This is a genomic window from Acinetobacter sp. P1(2023) (assembly GCF_028367635.1).
GTDB classification, from domain to species: Bacteria; Pseudomonadota; Gammaproteobacteria; order Pseudomonadales; family Moraxellaceae; genus Acinetobacter; species Acinetobacter pittii_E.
In genome coordinates this window covers 268,128-288,624 of record NZ_JAQNDD010000002.1, presented here as the reverse complement: position 1 = coordinate 288,624, position 20,497 = coordinate 268,128, and the positions used below count along the sequence as shown (strand labels likewise).

The following is a 20,497-nucleotide window of genomic DNA, read 5'->3' as shown; positions in this document are numbered from 1 at the left end:
CCGATTTCAGCGCGTTTTTAAATACCTTAAAACTTTAAAATAACCCATAAACAAAGTTGGCGTATATTTTGCATCGTTCATGTTCTATAACGGTGAAAATCCGATAACCAAGAAGATGCCATTGCGCTATTTTAAGACAGGAACGATTCGCTAATGGATCAACACAACCCTATCGACTATCGCCTATTGGTAGACAACCTAACTACTGCGATTTTATTGATCGATAGTAACTTAAATATTTTTTATTTAAATTCTGCCTGCGAAGCACTATTTGATATTAGTTTGCTTCGAGCTTCAGGACAGCCCGTTCTAAACCTACTTCATGCACCTGATGATACTTTTAATACACATGAAGCATTATTAAACACCATAAAAACCGGTCAACCCTATACTCGTCGAGAAGCTGTTATTAATGTCAACTTTAAAGATCTTCATGTTGATTACACAGTATCTCAATTAAATACCGGTAAAAGTTATCATCCATTACTTTTGATTGAGCTCAACCCGATTGATCGCATGTTAAAGATTTCTAAAGAAGAAAATCTGGTACAACAACATCAAGTGGCTAGGCAGCTTGTACGTGGCGTTGCCCATGAAATTAAAAACCCACTTGCAGGTATTCGTGGTGCCACTCAATTACTGGCTCGAAGTTTAAACGATAAGAGTTATTCGGAATTTACAGATGTCATTATCAATGAAGTAGATCGCTTAACAAACTTGGCAGATACCATGTTGGGTTCTAGACAACTTCCAAGTTATGAAAATGTTAATGTACATGAACCTTTAGAGCGGGTACGTTCACTGATTGCTAATCAGACAAAGAAGAAAATTAAAATCATACGGGATTATGATTTGTCTTTACCCGATGTTAATGCTGATCGTGATCAATTAATTCAAGTTATGCTCAACATTAGTGTAAATGCAATTCAAGCTATAACAGAAAACAAAGCATTCTTTATAGATCATGAACCGGAGCTAATTCTACGCACACGCATACAACGTCTTGTCACAATTAATGGTGTACTCAATCGCTCTACTGTAAGAGTCGATATAGAGGACAATGGACCAGGCATCCCAGAAAGCATTTTGGAGTCTGTGTTTTATCCTTTGGTTACTGGACGAGCAAAAGGTACTGGGCTTGGCCTGAGTATTGCACAGAATATTATGCATCAACATAACGGAATGATTGAATGCCAATCTGTTCCTGGAAAAACAATTTTTAGCTTATATTTACCTTGGGAGTCAGACCGTGTCGCGAAATAAAATATGGGTTATTGATGATGATCGCGCCATGCGATGGGTATTGGAAAAGACCTTTAAAGAAGAAGGATTTGACGTTACCAATTTTGAAGAAGCTCAAACTGCGCTGGAACGTTTGCATCATGATGCTCCCGATGTCATTTTAACTGACATCCGAATGCCTGGAATTGATGGGTTAACTTTTTTATCTAAAGTCAAAAATTCTCATCCAGATTTACCTGTCATTATTATGACAGCACATTCTGACTTAGAATCAGCTGTATCAAGCTATCAAACAGGTGCATTTGAGTATTTACCAAAACCTTTTGATATTGATGAGGCTTTAGCTTTAGTCAATCGTGCAATTCTGCATATCAACAAACTACAACAACAAGAAGCTACAAAAACAGCTTCACCTCTTCAATCAACAGAAATTATTGGTGAATCTCCTGCAATGCAGGAAGTTTTCCGTGCTATCGGTCGTTTGTCTCAATCCCATATTACCGTTTTAATTAATGGTGAATCGGGTACAGGTAAAGAGTTAGTTGCTCATGCTTTACACAAGCATTCCCCACGCCGCGCCAAACCTTTTATTGCTTTAAATATGGCAGCAATACCAAAAGACTTGATTGAAACTGAGTTATTTGGACATGAAAAAGGTGCTTTCACAGGTGCAAACACTCAACATCAAGGTCGCTTTGAACAAGCAAATGGTGGAACACTATTCCTTGATGAAATTGGTGACATGCCATTTGAAACACAAACTCGACTACTGCGCGTACTCGCTGATGGTGAGTTTTATCGTGTAGGTGGACATATTCCAGTTAAAGTTGATGTTCGAATCGTAGCGGCAACACATCAGGATTTAGAAAAACTGGTAAATGAAGGTCGCTTCCGTGAAGACTTATATCATCGCCTAAATGTGATCCGTATTCACATTCCTAAACTTGCTCACCGTAGCGAAGATATTCCAATGCTTGCTCAGCACTTTCTTGCGCGTGCAGGTAAAGAACTTGGCGTAAGTCCAAAAATCTTACGTACCGAAACCACAGACTATATGCAACAGTTACCATGGCCCGGCAACGTTCGACAACTTGAGAATACATGCCGTTGGTTAACTGTAATGATCACTGGTCGTGAAGTTTATCCAGAAGATTTACCATCAGAACTCAAACAGGTTCCCTTACAAAAGAATAGTGACTCTGGACAACCGGCACCTTCCTTTGAACGTATCTCCCTACACCATTGGGATGAACTACTCAATCAATGGGCCATTCAAAAGCTTAAGAATGGTGAAATGAAAATTTTGGATATTGCTACGCCAATGTTTGAACGCACGTTGATTAACGCGGCATTACAACAAACACGCGGACGCAAACGTCACGCAGCAGAACTATTAGGTTGGGGTCGTAATACCCTAACTCGCAAGTTAAAAGAACTTGGAATGGACTCTGCAGATGATGATGAAGAAGATGAGCATAAAATTACTCAAACTGAAGCCTAGAAAGCTTATGAGTTAAGTTCAAAGCGGTTAAGTCATTCTTAGCCGCTTTGTTTTTATTAGCAATTTTTCATTAAATTCTAAATAAACATAAGGTTACATCATATTACCCACCTACAACCCACTCTAAGCTTATATTTTCTATTAGTTTATTTCTTGAATTAGCCATGTATTGTTCAGCAGTTAACCTAAAAAAATAGCAACAAGCATCCTTAAAGATAGTTTTGCTATACTAGATAGGCAAAGTTAACCGTTGTTATGAAATTATATGCATGATCCAGTCCTTGAGTCACATCACTCAGTATGTGATAAACCACAAACACGTCGCGGTATTGAACGTCGTTTAGCACTATTGTTAAGCGCAACCGAGCTGTTTTTGGATAAAGGATATGATGCTGTTTCACTCGATGACATTGTGAATCATGCGGGTGGTTCAAAAGCTTCAATATATAAGTATTTTGGCAATAAAGATGGTTTATTCACAGCAATTTGCGACTATCGCCGTGAAATGTTCTTTAAAGATATTTGCATCGCTTTTCAGCCCTCACAAACCTCTCTACGCGATTATTTAGTTCAAACGCTTATTCGTTTTTATACTCATATTATTCAACCTGAACATATCGCTTTTTTGCGTCTAGTTATTGAGCAAACCCAATGCAATGCAACTTTGAGCCAATACTTATATGAAAAGTGTGCTCAAGATGTACAAAACACAATTGCTCAGGCACTTCTACTTTCTCATCAAGCTGAAGAAATTTTTTGTGCATCTCCAGATTATTCTTCACTAATGTATTTTGGAATTTTACGCGATATTGAATGGCGTATGATTATGGGAATGCCACTCCCTCCCAATGAGAAAGAAGTCATTGATTATATTAATTATTGTGTAGATATTTTCTTAAAGGGCCATCATAAAGTCTAATTCTTTTGCATTTTAAAATGCTTATAGTATAGTAGACTTCTTTTTTCCCACATCCACCCAGCCAACAACAGATAATTGTTGTATTTCAAAACAATTATTATGGAGTAGCTACATGGCTCTAAGACATTTCCTGACTTTACGTGATCTATCCACTCTAGAACTTAATCGCATTTTAGAACGCGCAAGCGAACTAAAAAAAATGCAACATGACAATAAGGTCTATCAGCCCTTTGTCGGTAAAGTATTGGGAATGATTTTTGAGAAATCTAGTACGCGTACACGTATCTCTTTTGAAGCTGGTATTAACCAATTTGGCGGCAGCGCGATTTTCTTATCGCCTCGTGACACACAGTTGGGACGTGGCGAACCAATCGAGGACTCAGCACGTGTAATTTCAAGCATGCTTGATATTGTGATGATTCGTACCTTTGGTCATGACATTGTTGAACGTTTTGCATCTTATTCAAAAGTTCCTGTGATTAACGGCTTAACTGATGACCATCATCCATGCCAGTTACTTGCTGACCTACAAACGTATATTGAACATCGCGGTAGCATTGAAGGCAAAACGGTTGCGTGGATCGGTGACGGCAATAATATGTGTAACTCATATATTGAAGCTGCACATATGATGGGTTTCAAACTTAAGATTGCATCACCAAAAGGATATGAACCTAAACCTGAATTTTTAGCAGAGTTTGGTCATTGTGTTGAGCTTTTTGATAATGCAGAAGATGCAGCAGTAAATGCTGATCTCATTGTGACAGATGTATGGGCAAGCATGGGACAAGAAGAAGAACAAAAACTTCGTGAAAAAGCCTTTGCTGATTTTCAGGTTAACGAAAAATTAATGAGTCTTGCTCACCCTGACTGTTTATTCATGCATTGCTTACCTGCTCATCGTGGTGAAGAAATTTCTGAAACCATGCTCGATCATAAAAATGCAGTAGTATGGGATGAGGCAGAAAATCGTCTTCATGCTCAAAAAGCTTTAGTTGAATTTTTATTGAATGAAAATTTAAAAGCTTAACTATTTAAATAAAAAAACAGCATCTTCATGATGCTGTTTTTTTTATTTTATAAGGCTTGTACTTTTCCAGTTAATTATTTTTAAAATTTTGATAACGTTGTCGAATATATAAGCAGGCCGTATTTCAACTATTCTCTAGAATCGTGTATAACATTCTACACAATAAGCTAAGCCTACTCTTGTAGAGTGCGATCATGACAACCCTTGAACAATCATTATCTCAAATTCCCGCATTTTCGATTATTCATGAACATTTATTTAGTTCGGCACAGCCTTCCGTTGAACAACTAAAATTGATTAAAGAGTATGGCTGTAGCACAGTCATTAATCTTGCTTTAACTAATGCCCCAAATCACATCGAGAATGAAGATCGTATTTGTTTAGACCTTGGTTTAAATTACATCCATATTCCAATTGATTGGGAAACCCCATCAGCAGAGCAATGTTTGCTCGTGCTTGATCTGATTGATCACTTGGTTCAAAACGAAATCGTTTGGGTTCATTGTTCCAAAAACGATCGCTCAAGTTGTCTTATGTATGTCTATAGACAGTTTTATATGAATATGGACATGCCGACTTCACAAGATTTACTACACGAAATTTGGGAACCTAATGAGACTTGGACTGGTCTCATTCATAGTATTACCTTACAGCTACAAGGCCGTAAGGCAACTCTCGAACTTCAACAGTCTTTGCAACAGGCCGATCACTTAGTGTGATGAGAGACTAAAACAGTCGCCGTAGCCAAAATACCCTCTTGACGACCGGTAAACCCTAGTTTTTCGGTTGTCGTTGCTTTAATACTAATTTGATTAATATCGACATTTAAAACATCAGCAATGCTTTGACGCATTTCCAAATTATGCTTAGCTAATTTTGGACGCTCACAAGCTACCGTAATATCGGCATTATTTAACTGATAACCACGGTCTAAGATTAATTGGTAGACATGCTTTAACAATACTCGGCTATCTGCACCCTTGTATTCCGGATCAGTATCAGGAAAATGTTGTCCAATATCTCCAAGTGCTAAAGCACCTAATAAAGCATCACATAGGGCATGAAGCACCACATCACCATCAGAATGTGCTTTCAAACCATGTGTGTGTGGAATTTGAATACCAGCCAATGTAACAAAGTCCCCCGCTTCAAAGGCATGTACGTCTATTCCTTGTCCAATACGAATCTGAGCAACCATATAAATTATTACCTTCCATAAAAACTTAAGAAATCTTGTATTCAGCCTTTCTGTTTCGCTATAGTACACCTAGCAAAGTAGACTGAAAGTATAAGCGATCATGCTGTCTAATACTGATATGAATCAATTGAAAAGATTAAGTTTTGTCGTGACACTGAGTTGTTTATGTTCACCTCTTGTCTTTGCAGAATCCATAGACTGTTCCAATACTGGAGCTGAGCTTAAAATCTGTTCAAAAACATTTAGCGAATCGAGAAAGCAACTCAATAATAAATATCTTTCTGCATATTTAGTTACTGATGCCCCTTTACAGCTTTTACAGGATACACAAAAGTTATGGTCTAAGCATACTCAGCAATGCAAGAGTAATACGTGCATTCAACAACAGTTTGATTTACGTACTGATGACCTAAATTTTTATGCGTCGCTTAAGCAAACCCTTACCCAACATTATCTTAAGTTCGAAAATGGACATATAGCAGCTCAACCTGTACACATTCAAGTCCATCAACTCGCGAAAGATAAAATCAAAATTGAAGGGATCGCATACCGCAATCCAAATAACCGCAAGGAAACTCAAACGATTTCATTGATGGCCTATAGTTCACCTGAACAAAAAAGTGAAATTTTAGACAATGAGCACAACTGTAAATATCAGTTTAATTTTCAAAAAGCTTTATTGAATGTGAAAACCCAACAAAAAGGCTGTGAGCGTTTTAGCGGAATATATCGACTATATGACTAGTACTTTAAATAAAAGCCAGTGTTTGAACACTGGCTTTTTACTTTCTACGCTGGATATTTTTGAGCAATATCCTGACCGACTAAAACTGCGGTTGCCGCAGACAAAGTCCAACCTAAATGCCCATGCCCTGTATTATAAAAAACACGAGGTTGTTTAGATTGTTTCACTACTGGCAACATATTCGGCATCATAGGTCTTAAACCTGCCCAAGGCACCACATGCTCAGTTGAGATATCAAAATTACGATTTACCCAATTGACTAATGGTTGAATACGATCAGCTCGTATGTCACGGTTATAGCCATTAAACTCAGCGGTCCCCGCTACACGCAATCGATCTTTACCTAAACGAGAGGTCACAATTTTTGCACTTTCATCTAGTAAGCTCACCCAAGGAGCATTCTTTACACTGTGCTCATCTTTTAATTGCACAGTAATTGAATAACCTTTTACTGGGTACACATTTACTCGCTCACCAATCATGTCAGCAAGTTGATAACTCCCTACACCACCACAAACAACAAGCACATCGCCTTCAAGCTGGATGTTATCAGATTCAACCAGATAAGGATGCTCTGCACTTGGCTGACAAGTCACGACTACTTTGTCTGCGCTGCACTTAATATCCATAACTTCTAGGCCGAACTTATATTGAACGCCATATTGCTTAGTCTTCTCGGCCAAAGAGGTCGAATACTTATGAATATCGCCCGTTGCATCACTTGGTGTGTAATAACCTCCGAAGTAATCTCCCGTTAACGATGGCTCTATTGTTTTCATTTCATCAGGTGAAACTGAATAGCGCTCTAATGTACCTTTGTTCAATACATTATTCACTTGTTTAGCAATCTCGTAGTCAGCCTTACTATGATACATATGGAGAATTCCACGTTTCTCCAAATCAAACTCAAGTTGCTCTTTTTCCGCAACTTCAAATAAACGCTTACGAGCGAGTAATGCCAAACGAACTGTTTCAATCGTATTCGCTTCATAGTTTTTAATATGTGATAGAAACTCAACTAGCCAACTATACTTATGCAAACTAAATGAAGGATTCAGCAATAGAGGTGCATCTTTTTGTCTCATCCATTTAAAGCCTTTAATCACGGTGGCTTTTTGGTTCCATACTTCAGCATTACAAGCCGATAGTTGCCCTCCATTGGCAAATGATGTTTCCATTGCAGGATATAAATGTCGATCGATCACTGTGACTTGATAACCCAGTTGCGATAATTCATAAGCAGAGGTAACCCCTGTGATTCCCGCACCTATCACAATAACATGTGGCATAACAGACTCCTCAGAAATGCAAAACATTTCATCAGTACAGCCCATCTGTCATTGGTACCTGAGAGTTTCGACCCCAACGCTACCTTTTAACGTTTAGATCTTCCCCTTCGGTGAGTTTATAATTTATAAGTTATTATTTTCCATTCTTATAAATCTAAGCTTCTCTCCAGATTTTTTAATTATTACAGTCCTTTTGCCTGAGAGTTTCCGGGCTTGTTGCTCCTTCGGCGGGTTCTTAATGAACCTCTCTCCCGCAATAATTTTGTATTTATATAAGCAATGTATCTGCCACATTGAAAAAAACGCATTCTTTTCTTGTAAACTTTTGTATAAGCAATTTTTTAGTTATAAGAAATTGATTTATATACAAAATAAAAAAGGTGAATTAATATAAATTCACCTTTTTTATTTAAATTAGAGTTTTCCGTTGAGCACTTGGTCTGAAACTGTACCCTTCCATTGGTCACGCAAAGTAGGTAAATAGAATTTTTCACCAATAGTGACCAGTTCAGCATCAATCAATGCGTGAACTTCGTGCATAAAAATATAATCAAGTGCAACTAAAGAAAGCTGATGATTCTTTTGGGCTGTTTTCTTACGTTTTACCTGTGCTTGTTTCACTAACTCATTTGCAAAGTTTTTATCTTTGTAAGCAGTAATTGCGTTTAAACGAAGCTCAATAACACCCCATCCCGCTAATAGCTTTTTAAAGATTTCAAAATCTTTTGAGGTTGATTCCCAAGTTACATTTTCTAGGTCATTATCTTCAGGTAAAACTGGCAATAATAAATCCGCTGTACTTGGGAAAATCTTTTTAAGATTTAACAGAAACTTAACTGGCTGATCACTAGGGTAATCATTAAATTGCACATGTTGTTGGGTATCTGTTAAATAAATAGAGAGCATTCAAAAAATCCTTAGCTAAGCAACTGTTTTTATTAATCTTATCTCTAACTTCGCAAAATAAATGCAAAACAAAAAACAATATAAAAACAGGATAAGGTGGGCATTTTAACAATTATGACGGCTTATTCAACGCCAATTCACCATTAATTAGTGAAACTTTAAACCTTTGTGATAAAAAGCCCTCCGAAGAGAGCTTAAATTTAAATAGAACACTTAAAACTCAATGTCATTTCTAGTTTTGATTAAACTTGGTATTGATCAACTTTATGATTGGGTTGATCTACAAGCAATTCAATAAAAGTTGGAATGGATGTAGTGTTAAGCAAATATGGATTAAACTCATCAACATGATGATGACGAAAGAAATCTTTTATTTTCGTATTAATAGGAGCAAATTTCATGCTCCAATGTTTAAATAAACGTTGTTCGGATGATTCAGAAAAGATGATTTCGCAGTTTTGGTGTCTCGAATCTTTTAAAATTAAGTTATAAAAAAGTGATTCGACCTGTTCTTTCTCACCTTCCAAATACTGCAAGAAGTATCCATTACCATAGTAAAGTACTCCTGTAATATCATTATAAGAATTAAATTTGACTGCTTCTGTGAGAATATCAATTAAATCTTGTTTTATTTGACTATGTTCACTATTGGTTTTACTTGCATACATAAAGCCTATTAAACTCATAGCGATACTCGAAGATAAATTTTAATATCCATTCTGACATCTACCTACTCTTCTTACAATCTAAGCTATTTAAAACCTTGTATTTCAAAAGTAAAGATTATTTTCATTTTGAAAATGACAAACTTTAACAACTCGAAATCTTTTGTAAATGAATGCCAACCTAACAAGTTAATCAAATAGGATGAATTTGAGTAAAATTAAAAATTGTATTTAATGGATGGAGGTCTAATGGAGAACCATGAAATTATTCTTCAAGACGAACATCATAAACAGTTTAAGATTGTTAAAGTACAAGATGTTCGTTTTGATAAAAGTACGCTTAATAATAGCTATCAATGGTTATGGATATTTGATCATAGTTCAGAGTTTTTCCCATTTGAATTATGGGATCAGCTTGATCATGCAACCATTCATCAAAAAATTAAACTCGGTAATCAAGTTTTCAAAATTATTAAGATCTTAACGAAGAAAACAAAAGTTAGGCCTTCATAAAAAAATAAGTACTTAACCAAGTTGAAATTACTGAAATCAATATCTTCGGCTGTTCAATCGGAATCATATGGCCAGTATTTTTAATTATCTCAAGCTTTGCATGTGGCAACTGATCTAATAATTCTATCGCTTCTTCCTTAGAACGCAGCTGATCCTCTGCACCAGAAATAATTAATGTTGGGCATGTAATCTTACTCATATCATAAGAACTTCTATCTAACATAGATTGTTTAACGAACTCTTCATAACCTAAAGTCCTCCCCATCTCTTGGATTCTTTTTACAAGAGTGCGATTCTGAACATTCGATGGATGAAGTGTTTTTTCAATCGATATTGAACTTAGCCCATGGAAAGTTTTCCCAGAGTTAAGCTTAATCGCTGTTAACTTTTGATTTTTCTGCTCTTCTGTATCTGAGCGTAGTGAAGACGCTATTAAAACAAGCGCCTTAACTTTTTCAGGAAATTGCTCCACTATAGATCTCGCAATGTATCCTCCAAGTGAGAATCCAATTAGTACAAAGCTTTCAGGCGCATTCTTAGCAATATTCTGAGCAATTTCTTTTATTGTTTGCCCTTCTTTTAAAGTAGCTCGATATATATTCCACTCTTTAGGCAGCTCATTTATGACTTCATTCCAGAGAGATTCATCAAGCATATAACCAGGAATTAAAACAACTGAAAGTGGTTTTTGATTCATAAGTTTTTTAATACCTTACTTGTAAATTATAGCTAACAGCATTTTATGCTAATAAAAAATCTATAATTAGAATATTGAAGTAAAAAATAAAATCACTATATAAATTAAACAGTATTAACTCTACAAGCACGCCAGACTAAAACATTACCTTTCTACGCTTGAAGGAGGTACACATGAAAGTTAGAGCATCACGTACGTATTCCGCTTCAGCAAATCATTATTTTATTTCCAAAGAATATGACTGTACTGTTATTCCTGTAAAAGGAATATGTTTTATAGACTCTGGTCTAACTGAGAGTGGAGTGATCCAACCAGTAGAAATTATTGAAGTGACTATAGAACCAGAAACTAACTCTTATCATGTTCTTTTAGCAGGCGATCCTCATAACTACGAAAAAGAAGAGCTAAAAAAGAAGTTTGAAGCTATGAAATCTCATGGTTGGGAATATATAGAAGGCTTACTTTGATATTTTCCTATCCCACGCTATAAGTTAGTCTCTACCTATAAAAGCCCTCAGATGAGGGCTTTTATATAAACATTAACGCTACATTATTTTTAGTGATTACTTGCTATTTGGCGAAACCATTTTTTCAGGTTTTACCACTTCATCAAATTGCTCTGCTGTGACCAAACCAAGCTCAACAGCAACCTGCTTCAAAGTTTTATTTTCTTTATAAGCAGTCTTTGCAACTTTTGCAGAATTTTCATAGCCAATTACCGGATTTAACGCTGTGACCAACATGAGAGAGTTATGTAAGAAGTGGTCAATCTTATCGCGATTAGGCTCAATTCCTACTGCACAATGGTCGTTAAAGCTATTACACGCATCCCCAAGCAATTGAATAGATTGCAATAAGTTATAAGCAATCACAGGCATAAATACGTTTAACTCAAAGTTACCTGAAGCACCAGCCACATTAATGGTTGTGTCATTGCCAAGCACTTGTGCAACCACCATGGTCATTGCTTCACTTTGGGTCGGATTTACTTTGCCCGGCATAATGCTTGAACCAGGTTCATTTTCTGGAATACGGATTTCACCGAAACCACAACGTGGACCACTTGCCAACCATCGAATATCATTCGCAATTTTGTTTAAGCTTACAGCTAACGTTTTTAATGCACCTGATGCAAAAACAGCCGCATCACGCCCTGCTAGTGCTTCAAATTTATTAGGTGCAGTTACAAATGGCAAGCCTGTAAGTAGAGCAAGCTGTGCTGCTGCTTTTACTGCATAGTCAGGATGTGCATTTAACCCAGTCCCTACAGCAGTTCCACCCAATGGCAATTCATATAAACCAGTTAAAGCCTGTTGTAATCGAACCAATCCATGCTCAAGCTGAGAAACATAGCCACTAAACTCTTGGCCTAAAGTTAATGGCGTGGCATCTTGCAAATGAGTACGGCCAATTTTGACAATATCTTGGAACTCATCAGATTTTTTTTGCAAAGTCGCTTTAAGTTGCTCAACCGCAGGGATGAGTAACTCATTGATTTGCAAACTTGCTGCTACATGAATAGCCGTTGGAAATGAGTCATTTGTTGATTGAGCACGATTAACATGATCATTTGGATGTACTGGTTTTTGTGCGCCTAACGCTTGCCCTAATTTCTGGTTCGCAATATTGGCAATCACTTCATTACAGTTCATGTTACTTTGCGTACCAGAACCCGTTTGCCAGACAACTAAAGGAAACTGTGAATCCCACTTGCCATCAATTACTTCTTCAGCTGCACCCACAATATATTGGCTCAAGTCTTGCGGTAATTGTTCAAGTTCAGCATTGGTTATTGCAGCAGCCTTTTTGACCAAACCCATTGCTCGAATCATGGCACGAGGTAATCGTTCTTGCCCAATTTTAAAGTTCTGTAAGCTGCGTTGAGTCTGTGCCCCCCACAATGCTTCATTTGGAACTTCAATCTCACCCATCGTGTCATGTTCAATTCGTGTTTGCATAGAAACCTCGGTTATCTCAATAAAGAACTCACGGGCTGAAGCAAGTGTTTGCTCTGGCTAGTTAATTTTGAATATCGTACTCAAGCATTCCATTATTGTAAATAAGAATCATTATCCTATCTTCCATTTAATGTATTTTGATAAAAGCGCCATTCATCTTCAATCATTTGTTTTAACGGACGTTTTGGTGCCCATTGCAGTAATGTTTTGGCTTTTTCAATATTAGCTCCAACTTGATCCAACTCAACATGCTTATAAATTGCTGTTTGTGTTGGAATCTCAGCTTGAGTGACTTGCGAAATTTCATCGAGTAATTGACGAATTGAATGAACATGATCATGGGCAATATTAAATGCTTCACAACAATGTGTTTGATCACGCAGCCAATGTAAACTCGCACTCACCGCCTCACACAAATCTAAAACATGTAGAAAACTGCGTTCAGTTGTATGATCTGATGTTTCAGCTTGGTCTTGTAATTCAATCAAATCACGCTGCATCGCTGCTACTTGCATTGCAAGCGGTACGATATTTTTAGGGAGCTGAGCGACATACTCTCCGAGTACACCATGTTCAAATGCACCTACAATATTAGATAAGCGCAAGATTGCAATTTTCCACTCATGATCAATTTTATAAGTATCACGGATAATTTCTTCAATCATCTGTTGGGACTTGATGTAGGGATTAGGATAAGCGTAATTAAATTCTTCTGTTTCACTTAATTGCAATCCAGATTTACCATAAGCTGCAAGGCTAGACAGGTGAATAAAATGACGAACACCTGTACGTTGCATAGCACGTAGTAAACTCATGATGCAACTGACATTATCATTATAATATTCAAGAGGTTTAAGGTTAGATTCTTCAATTGATTTAAACCCGGCAGTATGAATAACCGCATCAATTGAGTATTGCTCGAAAACCTTATTCAATGCTGGTGTATTACGTACATCAAGTTTGACAAATGGAACGTACATACCAGAAATAAACTCTAGCCGTTCAAGCGTTTGCAAGGTCGAATTAGCCAAATTATCGACGATTACCACTTCTTGCCCTTGAGCCATAAGACTCAATGCAATGTGTGAACCGATAAAGCCTAAACCACCTGTCACTAAAATCATTGTATACTTACCTTTCTCTTAATGTATCTACGCCCATTTAGACGTATGACCATAGTGAATTCTCAATGAGTACATTACTACTAATTACCTCTGCTCCTACTTCCATTCATGCTTGGCATGCGTTAGGACTTGCTCAGGCACTCAAAAGTAAAAATGAAGACTTCCGTGTATTCTTTTACCAAGATGGCGTGCAGGTTGCTAATGATTTTCAATGGGTTCCTGACGACCAGCGTAATTTAACGCATGAATGGCAAAAGCTTGCAATTCGTCTTCCTGTTTGTGTGAGTGCTGCCCTCGCTCGTGGTATTACGGATGCAGAAAATGCCAGTCGCCATCACCTTACTCATCACAACCTTGCCAAAGACTTTGAACTTGTCGGGTTAGGTGAACTTGCTGATGCAGTACAGTCAGCATCTCGTCTTATTCAATTTTAAGTTACTTTGTTTGCTTAGATTGTTGCTTTTAAAAGGTATATTGTGTGAAATCTGTACTCGTCATTTTAAGCCAAACCAATTTAACCAGTCTTCAAATCAATGAAAGCCTTTCCGCTACTATGGTTTTAGCAACCTTTGGCTCACCAGTCAAAGTATTATTGAAAGATGCTGCTCTTAGTCTTTTGCAAAATGATTTGAGCTTTGATCAATTTGCTCAGGCTTTTAAAGTGGCTTCAAATATGGTCGAAAGTTTTGAGTTCTACGACTTGAGCCCCATTCTGATTGAAAGTAGAAATCAGCAACATCCTCTTGTACAAAAAACCGAGCAAGAGATTGAATTTGTTCAGTTGAATGCTGAATTTATTCAATCTTTTGATCATGTTCTATATTGGTAGATGAAGGTGTAAGTTTAATGAATCCATCAACTCTTTATCTTGTGCAATCTTCTTACCACGCTACGCCTAAAATTATTGATGAGTTAAGTCATCTTTTTCAGGCAGGTGACCAGATTGTTTTTATGGGTGATTCTGTTGCACAGCTTTCTGCTGAAATGATTCGGTCATTTGAATCTGTTTCATGTTTAAGCATCGAAAAAGACTTACTTGATACAGATACTTTAGCTCAGATTAATGTATTAAATTATGATCAATTTACGGATCTGATTTTGACGTTTAATCGCTGTATTTCTCTTAAATAATATATTTAGGCTGGTTTCATGAATTTAGAATTAGACCAAGATGGTCATTTGGTTGATTACACAATTTGGAATCCCGAAGTTGCACAAGAACTTGCCAAATCGCTTGATCTTGAACTCACCGATTGGCATTTTGAAGTTTTAGCGGCTGTACGCCAGTTTTATCAACAGTTTGGACATTCTCCAGCAACGCGCCCACTGATTAAATTTTTAATGAAAACGGTCAGCCCAGAGATTAATAATGCAGTTTTACAGCAACAATTTAATACTGGTTTAGTTGCCCGCCACTTAAGTCGCTTAGCAGGGATTCCTAAACCAGCAAATTGTTTATAAAGTTAGGTAAATTTTCTAGCAGCAGCGACACATAAAACAGTTGCTGCTGTAACCACTAACATTGACCAACTTACCTGTTCGTGTAACAAGACAGCGGCAATACCTAGTCCCATTAGAGGCTGTAACAGTTGTAGTTGGCTAATCGCAGCAATTCCTCCTTGAGCAAGCCCTTTGTACCAAAAGAAAAAGCCAATAAGCATACTAAACAAAGACACATAAATAAGCCCAGCCAAAGCTGACGTAGACACGCTCTGAAATGAAGCTGGCATATAAAAAACAGTCAGAAACAGCATAAAAGGTAGTGACAAAATAAGCGCCCAACAAATGACCTGCCACCCACCTATTTTGCGCGAAAGTACGCCACCCTCAGCATAGCCAAAGCCACAGAAAATAATCGCCATCAACATATAAAAGTCTCCTATTCCAAGTGATGTATCACCAGAAAGGAAGAACATATAGGCGAAAACAACCGCACTCCCCAATACTGCAAATATCCAGAAAAAATGATTTGGTTTTTCGCCGCCTCTCAGTACAGCAAATATTGCAGTTGCAAGCGGCAAAAGACTAACGAATACAATTGAATGGGCTGCATTCATGTGCTGTAGAGCAAGTGCTGTAAACAATGGAAAACCGATCACCACTCCTAAAGCAACAATAGCAAGAGGCCACCAATCCTGCTTGGCTGGTTTCTTTTGTTTTAAAACTAATATCAGAATAAGGCCTAAAATACCGGCAATTGCCGCACGTGCTGCAGTTAGAAAACCAGGATCGAAACCCATTACAGCTACACGTGTTGCTGGCAATGAACCCGCAAAAATAGCTACGCCAATAAAACCATTTACCCAGCCATTCATAAACCTATTCATAATTTTCTCCGTCACTATACGAAGAATTTAAGCTGTGCTAAGGTGATTAAACCAGATACAAAGCAGTACAATTTAAAAGAACTGTTATGTACAACTAACCAGTACAGTTGGATTTTAAGTCAGTGAATCAGAGTAAAACAAAAATTGAAATTGTTATTTCAGAGATTGAGCAACAAATAAAAAATCGGTCTTTAATGCCTGGAGCGCGTTTGCCTTCTGTTCGTAAGTTAGCGAATGATCTTGGCTTTTCTGTATCAACGGTTGTAGAAGCATATGAACGATTAATTGCTTTAGGCAAAATCGAATCAAGAACTGGATCTGGTTTCTATATTGTTGGTCCGCTCGCACCTTTAGCTTTAAGTGAATTAGGCCCTAAATTAGATCGCTCAGTCGATCCATTATGGATTTCACGTCAATCTTTAGAAGCAAAAGCAGATGTTTTTAAGCCCGGCTGCGGTTGGCTACCTGATGACTGGATGCCATTAGACAGTATTCGTAAAGCTTTAAGGATGGCTGCAAAAAGCCCAGATGATTGTTTAATGGGTTATTCAACACCATTGGGATTACCAGCGCTACGTGATTTACTAGCAAGACGTGCTCAAGCAAAAGGAATAAACGCGAATCTTAATCAGGTACTTTTAACTGATTCAGGAACTCAAGCGATTGATTTGGTTTGCCGATTTTTACTAAAGCCCGATGATGTCGTTTTGATTGATGACCCTTGTTATTTCAATTTTCATGCTTTACTTAAAGTTCATCAAGTCAAGGTGATTGGTATTCCCTACACACCAACAGGTCCTGACTTAGAGGCATTTAAAGAAGCAATTGAAACTTATAATCCACGTCTTTATATCACCAACTCAGGAATTCACAATCCAACCGGAGCAGTACTTTCTCTTTCTACGGCGCATCAATTATTAAAGTTGATTGAACAATCAAATTTGATTGTTGTTGAGGATGATATTTTTTCAGATTTTGAATATAACGCGGCTCCTCGGCTTGCTGCTTTGGATAATCTTTCACGTGTAATCTTTATTGGAAGTTTTTCTAAAACGTTATCGGCATCTATTCGCTGTGGTTATATTATTGCTAAACCAGAATGGATTGATCAGCTCACTGACCTGAAAATTGCCACAAGCTTTTCTCACAATGGCGTGTCTGCTGAAGTTTTATTAAGTGCTTTAACAGATGGATCTTACCGTAAGCATATAGAATTACTAAAAGTTCGTTTAGCAAAAGCGATGCACGATACTATTACTAAACTTGAACCATTGGGCATAAAGCCATGGATTAAGCCTCAAGCGGGAATTTTTGTTTGGTGTCATTTGCCAGAGGGAGTTGAAGCTTCAGAAATTGCCAAATATTGTATTAACCATCAAGTTATTCTTGCACCAGGAAATGCGTTTAGCCAAGCTTCCAATGCTGGTCAATTCATCCGCTTTAATGTAACCCAGTCAAATCATGACCACATCTATAAGACTCTGGCTGATGCGATTCAACAAGAGTCTTCATGATGGGTAATAAGAAAAATTAAGCTTGTTTCTGTTTTTGCTGCATATATGCAAAATATCCCGGCCCAGCTGAAACCTGAACTTGTTTTGCATGTAAAGGTTCACGGCAAACCGAACATACCATGACTGGTTCAAACTTATGACCACAATTTTTATGACGATATTCTAAAGGTTTACCTAAACCTTGATCCATCCATTTATCTGCCCAATTTGCCATAGATAAGATAATTGGATAAAGCTCAAAACCTTTATCAGTCAATTTATATTCAAAGCGTTCCTGACGGTCAAAATAAGGAGCTTTGACTAAAATTTCATATTCAACCAAACGCTTTAAACGATCCGAAAGGACATGACGAGTTACGCCTAATGACTTTTGAAAATCGTCAAAACGACGTATTCCCATAAAAGCATTACGTAATATTAGCATCGTCCATCGATCGCCAATCACTGATAGCATACGAGCAACCGAACAAGGTTGATCACCGATGTCATCCCATTTCATCTTTATGCGTTCCTCGATATTTCCTAGCCTAATGGCCCTATTATTTATACCCTAAACCACATACCACGATTTATGCAAGATTCATTATTAAAATAACTTCTTACCAAGCTTATGAAAAAATTTTCATTATAAAAAATTAAAAGTTATTATATAAATTTGCTTAACAAATATAACTCACCCAATTGTATAGTGAGTTATATTTATGATTAGTTTGAAATGAATACACCTTTCAATATATAACCCGCTTCCAATTTTACATTTGCCGGAATTCGAACCAGACAATTGGCTTTCATTAAATTACTGAGCATGTGCGATTGCTGTTTTGCCAAACTTTTAACTTTGAGCTGTCCATTGTCAAAATAAGCATGCATCCGTAAAAAACGTTCACGCGCATCTTCTTTTAAATCATGATCTAAAATTGCACTAAACCACTCTGGCCCATTTTGATTTCCCTGCAAAGTGTCGAGCAATACTTTACCGTAAACCTGCATAGAGACATAGACCGCAGCAGGATTACCCGGCAATCCCAGCAAATAACAACGGTGATCTTTTTCAGGTTGAGAATATTCAGCAAAAAAGAGTGGCTTACCCGGCTTTTGTTTTACTTTCCAAAAGATCTGTTCAAAGCCAGCCTCAAAAGCACATGGTCGAACAAAGTCATAATCACCTACTGACACTCCACCTGTGGTTATGATGACATCATGACTATCTTTTAAGCGGTCGAAATATTGTGTGACCTGTGCTGCCTCATCTGCCACATGAATAATTTCAACATCTAAGCCATAATCTTCAAACCAAGCTTTTAGTAATGGACCATTTGCATCAAAGATTTTACCTTCAGCAAGATCTTCTGCTTTTTCGGCAACTTCATCACCAGTGACTAAAACAGCAACTTTCGGAGCACGGTAAATCTCACCCGTTTGCACACCCGCCATACTTAAGGCAGCCAAGCTTCCAATATTTAGAAACTGTCCAACTTGTGCAAGCAACTGTCCCTTCTGGATTTCTTCGCCAGTAAAACGAATGTCAGCTTGAGGGCGTATATGTTCAGTTAAAGAAATTTCTTGTGCTGAAATGACCTCTACTATTTCTTGCCTCGCAACATGTGTTGTACCTTCAGGAATTTTGCCACCTGTAAATATACGAATTGCTTGACCTTCACTCAGAATGTCATGACTTTCACTTCCGGCACGAATCTCACCCGTAACCTGAAACTTTTGATGATTTAAATCTTCTACATGACTGCAAAGCGCATAACCATCTACAGCACTTTGAGAAAAGCTTGGCAAGTTAATTTCTGAATAAATTTCTTTGGCAAGATACCTACTTAGGCTATTTTGAAGTGCTTGCTGAATTGAACCTAATTTTTTAGGACGATTACTCATCAACTCAATTGCTTCATCTACGCTAATCAACCCACGCTCTGTACCACAACCTGACATTATTCATAGCCTCCCGGATGTGGTAAATCACGGCAAACATCAAAAATATGAACTAATGCGGGCAGGATAGCAGCCATTGATTCGCTTGCTCCACCACGGCTTCCCGGTAAAGTCACCACCAATGAACGATCAATAAAACCGGCTACTCCACGTGACATTGCAGCATATGGTGTGCGTTTTTGCCCAAAAGATCGTGCAGCTTCCATTAAACCATCTAGCTTACGCTCTAAAAGTGGCTCTAGCGTATCAACCGTAATATCACGCTTACCAATTCCAGTGCCACCAACGGTCATAATACAAGCATATGACTTGCTCAACTCAAGCACTAAGTTTTTTAAAGTATCTGCTTCATCTGGCAAAATTTGGTAATGAATTGGATCAAATCCTGCCTCGGTTAAAGTTTCAACCACAGATTTCCCGGCAGTATCGGGTTTTCTACCTGCTGCTACGGTGTCTGACAACACAATAACCGCAGCCGAAACAGACTGACGAAGAACTCGCTTAAAGTGTGATTTGCCACCTTTTTTCTTAAGCAATTTACATTGATCCATCCAGAGCTCTTCTGGTTCACAATGTGGTTTTAACATATCGTAAATGGTTAAGCCTGCAAGACTTGCAGCCGTTAAGGCTTCCATTTCTACACCAGTTGGACCAATGGTTTCGACCACAGCAATAATCTTTACAAAATCATGTTCTAATTCATATTCAACATCTGCACGATAAATCGGCAGTGGATGACACAAAGGAATCAGCTCATCAGTTCGTTTTGCTGCCAAGATTCCTGCAACACGTGCAGTTTTTAATGCATCCCCTTTTTCAGTATTTCCTTGTCTTAATAATTCAATACAGTGCGGTGGTGCATATAAAATTGCTTGTGCTTCAGCAACACGATAACTTTCCGGCTTCATTCCTACGTTTTTCATTATTT

Annotated in this window: 24 protein-coding genes and 1 riboswitch; of the genes, 13 read left to right on the top strand and 11 right to left on the bottom strand. The window is 37.6% G+C overall.

The genetic code is table 11. The annotated features are described in order from the left end of the window. Positions 1-153 precede the first annotated feature (153 nt). From glnL to POD11_RS04420, 5 genes are all read left to right on the top strand, one after another. Positions 154-1,263 carry a nitrogen regulation protein NR(II) gene (glnL, locus tag POD11_RS04440; RefSeq protein ID WP_016140727.1) on the top strand — a complete coding sequence of 370 codons (1,110 nt, stop codon included), beginning with the start codon at positions 154-156 and terminating at the stop codon, positions 1,261-1,263. After that, positions 1,250-2,743: a nitrogen regulation protein NR(I) gene (glnG, locus tag POD11_RS04435; protein ID WP_016140726.1), complete on the top strand. Its 1,494-nt coding sequence runs from the start codon at positions 1,250-1,252 to the stop codon at positions 2,741-2,743. Before glnL ends, glnG begins: the two co-directional genes overlap by 14 nt. A 265-nt stretch (positions 2,744-3,008) precedes the next feature. Next, on the top strand, positions 3,009-3,662 hold the full coding sequence (gene adeN / locus POD11_RS04430; RefSeq protein ID WP_262456546.1) for a multidrug efflux transcriptional repressor AdeN: 654 nt from the start codon (positions 3,009-3,011) through the stop codon (positions 3,660-3,662). Positions 3,663-3,774: 112 nt separating this feature from the next. Beyond that, the gene (gene argF / locus POD11_RS04425; protein WP_016140724.1) at positions 3,775-4,692 is read left to right on the top strand and encodes an ornithine carbamoyltransferase; all 918 of its coding nucleotides are present in this window, start codon (positions 3,775-3,777) and stop codon (positions 4,690-4,692) included. Between the two features lie 194 nt (positions 4,693-4,886). Continuing rightward, positions 4,887-5,411, top strand: a complete 525-nt coding sequence (locus POD11_RS04420) for a protein tyrosine phosphatase family protein (protein ID WP_262456545.1) — start codon at positions 4,887-4,889, stop codon at positions 5,409-5,411. On the opposite strand, the gene ispF is transcribed toward POD11_RS04420, so the two are convergent. Further along, positions 5,399-5,890 carry a 2-C-methyl-D-erythritol 2,4-cyclodiphosphate synthase gene (gene ispF / locus POD11_RS04415; RefSeq protein ID WP_016140722.1) on the bottom strand — a complete coding sequence of 164 codons (492 nt, stop codon included), beginning with the start codon at positions 5,888-5,890 and terminating at the stop codon, positions 5,399-5,401. The genes POD11_RS04420 and ispF overlap by 13 nt on opposite strands. A 100-nt stretch (positions 5,891-5,990) precedes the next feature. Between ispF and POD11_RS04410 the strand changes: the two genes are divergently transcribed. Further along, a complete protein-coding gene (locus POD11_RS04410; protein ID WP_016140721.1) occupies positions 5,991-6,635 on the top strand; it encodes an A1S_1983 family putative colistin resistance protein in 645 nt (214 codons plus the stop codon). A 44-nt stretch (positions 6,636-6,679) separates the two neighbouring features. Here the strand turns inward: POD11_RS04410 and POD11_RS04405 are convergent, their stop codons facing one another. The 3 genes from POD11_RS04405 to POD11_RS04395 all read right to left on the bottom strand — a co-directional run bounded on the left by POD11_RS04405 (position 6,680) and on the right by POD11_RS04395 (position 9,516). Then, positions 6,680-7,924: a D-amino acid dehydrogenase gene (locus tag POD11_RS04405; protein ID WP_002115716.1), complete on the bottom strand. Its 1,245-nt coding sequence runs from the start codon at positions 7,922-7,924 to the stop codon at positions 6,680-6,682. A gap of 175 nt (positions 7,925-8,099) precedes the next feature. After that, positions 8,100-8,188: riboswitch (glycine riboswitch) on the bottom strand. A gap of 150 nt (positions 8,189-8,338) precedes the next feature. Next, positions 8,339-8,830: a hypothetical protein gene (locus tag POD11_RS04400; protein ID WP_224991232.1), complete on the bottom strand. Its 492-nt coding sequence runs from the start codon at positions 8,828-8,830 to the stop codon at positions 8,339-8,341. Positions 8,831-9,072: 242 nt separating this feature from the next. Beyond that, entirely contained in the window at positions 9,073-9,516 is a 444-nt protein-coding gene (locus POD11_RS04395; protein ID WP_016140719.1) for a BLUF domain-containing protein, read from the bottom strand. Between the two features lie 228 nt (positions 9,517-9,744). On the opposite strand from POD11_RS04395, the gene POD11_RS04390 reads away from it, so the two are divergent. Then, positions 9,745-10,008, top strand: a complete 264-nt coding sequence (locus tag POD11_RS04390) for a hypothetical protein (protein WP_016140718.1) — start codon at positions 9,745-9,747, stop codon at positions 10,006-10,008. On the opposite strand, the gene POD11_RS04385 is transcribed toward POD11_RS04390, so the two are convergent. Continuing rightward, the gene (locus POD11_RS04385; RefSeq protein WP_262456544.1) at positions 9,995-10,705 is read right to left on the bottom strand and encodes an alpha/beta fold hydrolase; all 711 of its coding nucleotides are present in this window, start codon (positions 10,703-10,705) and stop codon (positions 9,995-9,997) included. The two genes, POD11_RS04390 and POD11_RS04385, sit on opposite strands and share 14 nt — an antisense overlap. Positions 10,706-10,878: 173 nt before the next feature. Here POD11_RS04385 and POD11_RS04380 point away from each other — a divergent pair, with 173 nt between their 5' ends. Continuing rightward, positions 10,879-11,172, top strand: a complete 294-nt coding sequence (locus POD11_RS04380; RefSeq protein ID WP_262456543.1) for a hypothetical protein — start codon at positions 10,879-10,881, stop codon at positions 11,170-11,172. A gap of 96 nt (positions 11,173-11,268) precedes the next feature. Here the strand turns inward: POD11_RS04380 and fumC are convergent, their stop codons facing one another. Continuing rightward, positions 11,269-12,663, bottom strand: coding sequence for a class II fumarate hydratase (fumC, locus tag POD11_RS04375; RefSeq protein ID WP_016140715.1), 1,395 nt, complete (start codon positions 12,661-12,663; stop codon positions 11,269-11,271). A 116-nt stretch (positions 12,664-12,779) separates the two neighbouring features. Further along, positions 12,780-13,787, bottom strand: coding sequence for a UDP-glucose 4-epimerase GalE (gene galE, locus POD11_RS04370; protein ID WP_262456542.1), 1,008 nt, complete (start codon positions 13,785-13,787; stop codon positions 12,780-12,782). Positions 13,788-13,852: 65 nt separating this feature from the next. Here galE and tusD point away from each other — a divergent pair, with 65 nt between their 5' ends. Genes tusD through POD11_RS04350 form a run of 4 tightly spaced genes read left to right on the top strand, consistent with a single transcriptional unit; the run spans position 13,853 to position 15,248 of the window. Beyond that, positions 13,853-14,221, top strand: a complete 369-nt coding sequence (gene tusD, locus POD11_RS04365) for a sulfurtransferase complex subunit TusD (protein ID WP_002115623.1) — start codon at positions 13,853-13,855, stop codon at positions 14,219-14,221. Between the two features lie 44 nt (positions 14,222-14,265). Further along, entirely contained in the window at positions 14,266-14,616 is a 351-nt protein-coding gene (locus tag POD11_RS04360) for a hypothetical protein (protein ID WP_262456541.1), read from the top strand. A gap of 17 nt (positions 14,617-14,633) precedes the next feature. After that, on the top strand, positions 14,634-14,918 hold the full coding sequence (locus POD11_RS04355; protein WP_262456540.1) for a DsrH/TusB family sulfur relay protein: 285 nt from the start codon (positions 14,634-14,636) through the stop codon (positions 14,916-14,918). A gap of 18 nt (positions 14,919-14,936) precedes the next feature. Beyond that, positions 14,937-15,248 carry a TusE/DsrC/DsvC family sulfur relay protein gene (locus POD11_RS04350; protein WP_002115694.1) on the top strand — a complete coding sequence of 104 codons (312 nt, stop codon included), beginning with the start codon at positions 14,937-14,939 and terminating at the stop codon, positions 15,246-15,248. 2 nt (positions 15,249-15,250) lie between these two features. Here the strand turns inward: POD11_RS04350 and POD11_RS04345 are convergent, their stop codons facing one another. Then, a complete protein-coding gene (locus POD11_RS04345; RefSeq protein ID WP_262456539.1) occupies positions 15,251-16,114 on the bottom strand; it encodes a DMT family transporter in 864 nt (287 codons plus the stop codon). 122 nt (positions 16,115-16,236) lie between these two features. Between POD11_RS04345 and POD11_RS04340 the strand changes: the two genes are divergently transcribed. Continuing rightward, on the top strand, positions 16,237-17,628 hold the full coding sequence (locus POD11_RS04340; protein WP_262456538.1) for an aminotransferase-like domain-containing protein: 1,392 nt from the start codon (positions 16,237-16,239) through the stop codon (positions 17,626-17,628). A 16-nt stretch (positions 17,629-17,644) separates the two neighbouring features. Here the strand turns inward: POD11_RS04340 and POD11_RS04335 are convergent, their stop codons facing one another. The 3 genes from POD11_RS04335 to moaCB form a co-directional block, all read right to left on the bottom strand. Further along, on the bottom strand, positions 17,645-18,127 hold the full coding sequence (locus tag POD11_RS04335; protein ID WP_062848640.1) for a winged helix-turn-helix transcriptional regulator: 483 nt from the start codon (positions 18,125-18,127) through the stop codon (positions 17,645-17,647). A 206-nt stretch (positions 18,128-18,333) separates the two neighbouring features. Then, positions 18,334-19,569, bottom strand: coding sequence for a molybdopterin molybdotransferase MoeA (locus POD11_RS04330; protein ID WP_262456537.1), 1,236 nt, complete (start codon positions 19,567-19,569; stop codon positions 18,334-18,336). Continuing rightward, positions 19,569-20,492, bottom strand: coding sequence for a bifunctional molybdenum cofactor biosynthesis protein MoaC/MoaB (gene moaCB / locus POD11_RS04325; RefSeq protein ID WP_262456536.1), 924 nt, complete (start codon positions 20,490-20,492; stop codon positions 19,569-19,571). Before moaCB ends, POD11_RS04330 begins: the two co-directional genes overlap by 1 nt. Positions 20,493-20,497 lie beyond the last annotated feature (5 nt).

What these genes read in the sequence shown, in the direction of transcription:
- POD11_RS04380 (WP_262456543.1), top strand. Translation starts at nt 10,879, where the DNA reads ATGAAAGTTAGAGCATCACGTACGTATTCCGCTTCAGCAAATCATTAT.
- POD11_RS04395 (WP_016140719.1), bottom strand. Translation starts at nt 9,516, where the DNA reads ATGAGTTTAATAGGCTTTATGTATGCAAGTAAAACCAATAGTGAACAT.
- POD11_RS04330 (WP_262456537.1), bottom strand. Translation starts at nt 19,569, where the DNA reads ATGTCAGGTTGTGGTACAGAGCGTGGGTTGATTAGCGTAGATGAAGCA.
- POD11_RS04405 (WP_002115716.1), bottom strand. Translation starts at nt 7,924, where the DNA reads ATGCCACATGTTATTGTGATAGGTGCGGGAATCACAGGGGTTACCTCT.
- galE (WP_262456542.1), bottom strand. Translation starts at nt 13,787, where the DNA reads ATGATTTTAGTGACAGGTGGTTTAGGCTTTATCGGTTCACACATTGCA.
- moaCB (WP_262456536.1), bottom strand. Translation starts at nt 20,492, where the DNA reads ATGAAAAACGTAGGAATGAAGCCGGAAAGTTATCGTGTTGCTGAAGCA.
- argF (WP_016140724.1), top strand. Translation starts at nt 3,775, where the DNA reads ATGGCTCTAAGACATTTCCTGACTTTACGTGATCTATCCACTCTAGAA.
- POD11_RS04410 (WP_016140721.1), top strand. Translation starts at nt 5,991, where the DNA reads ATGCTGTCTAATACTGATATGAATCAATTGAAAAGATTAAGTTTTGTC.
- glnL (WP_016140727.1), top strand. Translation starts at nt 154, where the DNA reads ATGGATCAACACAACCCTATCGACTATCGCCTATTGGTAGACAACCTA.
- POD11_RS04420 (WP_262456545.1), top strand. Translation starts at nt 4,887, where the DNA reads ATGACAACCCTTGAACAATCATTATCTCAAATTCCCGCATTTTCGATT.
- fumC (WP_016140715.1), bottom strand. Translation starts at nt 12,663, where the DNA reads ATGCAAACACGAATTGAACATGACACGATGGGTGAGATTGAAGTTCCA.
- ispF (WP_016140722.1), bottom strand. Translation starts at nt 5,890, where the DNA reads ATGGTTGCTCAGATTCGTATTGGACAAGGAATAGACGTACATGCCTTT.
- POD11_RS04350 (WP_002115694.1), top strand. Translation starts at nt 14,937, where the DNA reads ATGAATTTAGAATTAGACCAAGATGGTCATTTGGTTGATTACACAATT.
- POD11_RS04355 (WP_262456540.1), top strand. Translation starts at nt 14,634, where the DNA reads ATGAATCCATCAACTCTTTATCTTGTGCAATCTTCTTACCACGCTACG.
- POD11_RS04345 (WP_262456539.1), bottom strand. Translation starts at nt 16,114, where the DNA reads ATGAATAGGTTTATGAATGGCTGGGTAAATGGTTTTATTGGCGTAGCT.
- POD11_RS04400 (WP_224991232.1), bottom strand. Translation starts at nt 8,830, where the DNA reads ATGCTCTCTATTTATTTAACAGATACCCAACAACATGTGCAATTTAAT.
- POD11_RS04390 (WP_016140718.1), top strand. Translation starts at nt 9,745, where the DNA reads ATGGAGAACCATGAAATTATTCTTCAAGACGAACATCATAAACAGTTT.
- tusD (WP_002115623.1), top strand. Translation starts at nt 13,853, where the DNA reads ATGAGTACATTACTACTAATTACCTCTGCTCCTACTTCCATTCATGCT.
- POD11_RS04335 (WP_062848640.1), bottom strand. Translation starts at nt 18,127, where the DNA reads ATGAAATGGGATGACATCGGTGATCAACCTTGTTCGGTTGCTCGTATG.
- POD11_RS04385 (WP_262456544.1), bottom strand. Translation starts at nt 10,705, where the DNA reads ATGAATCAAAAACCACTTTCAGTTGTTTTAATTCCTGGTTATATGCTT.
- adeN (WP_262456546.1), top strand. Translation starts at nt 3,009, where the DNA reads ATGCATGATCCAGTCCTTGAGTCACATCACTCAGTATGTGATAAACCA.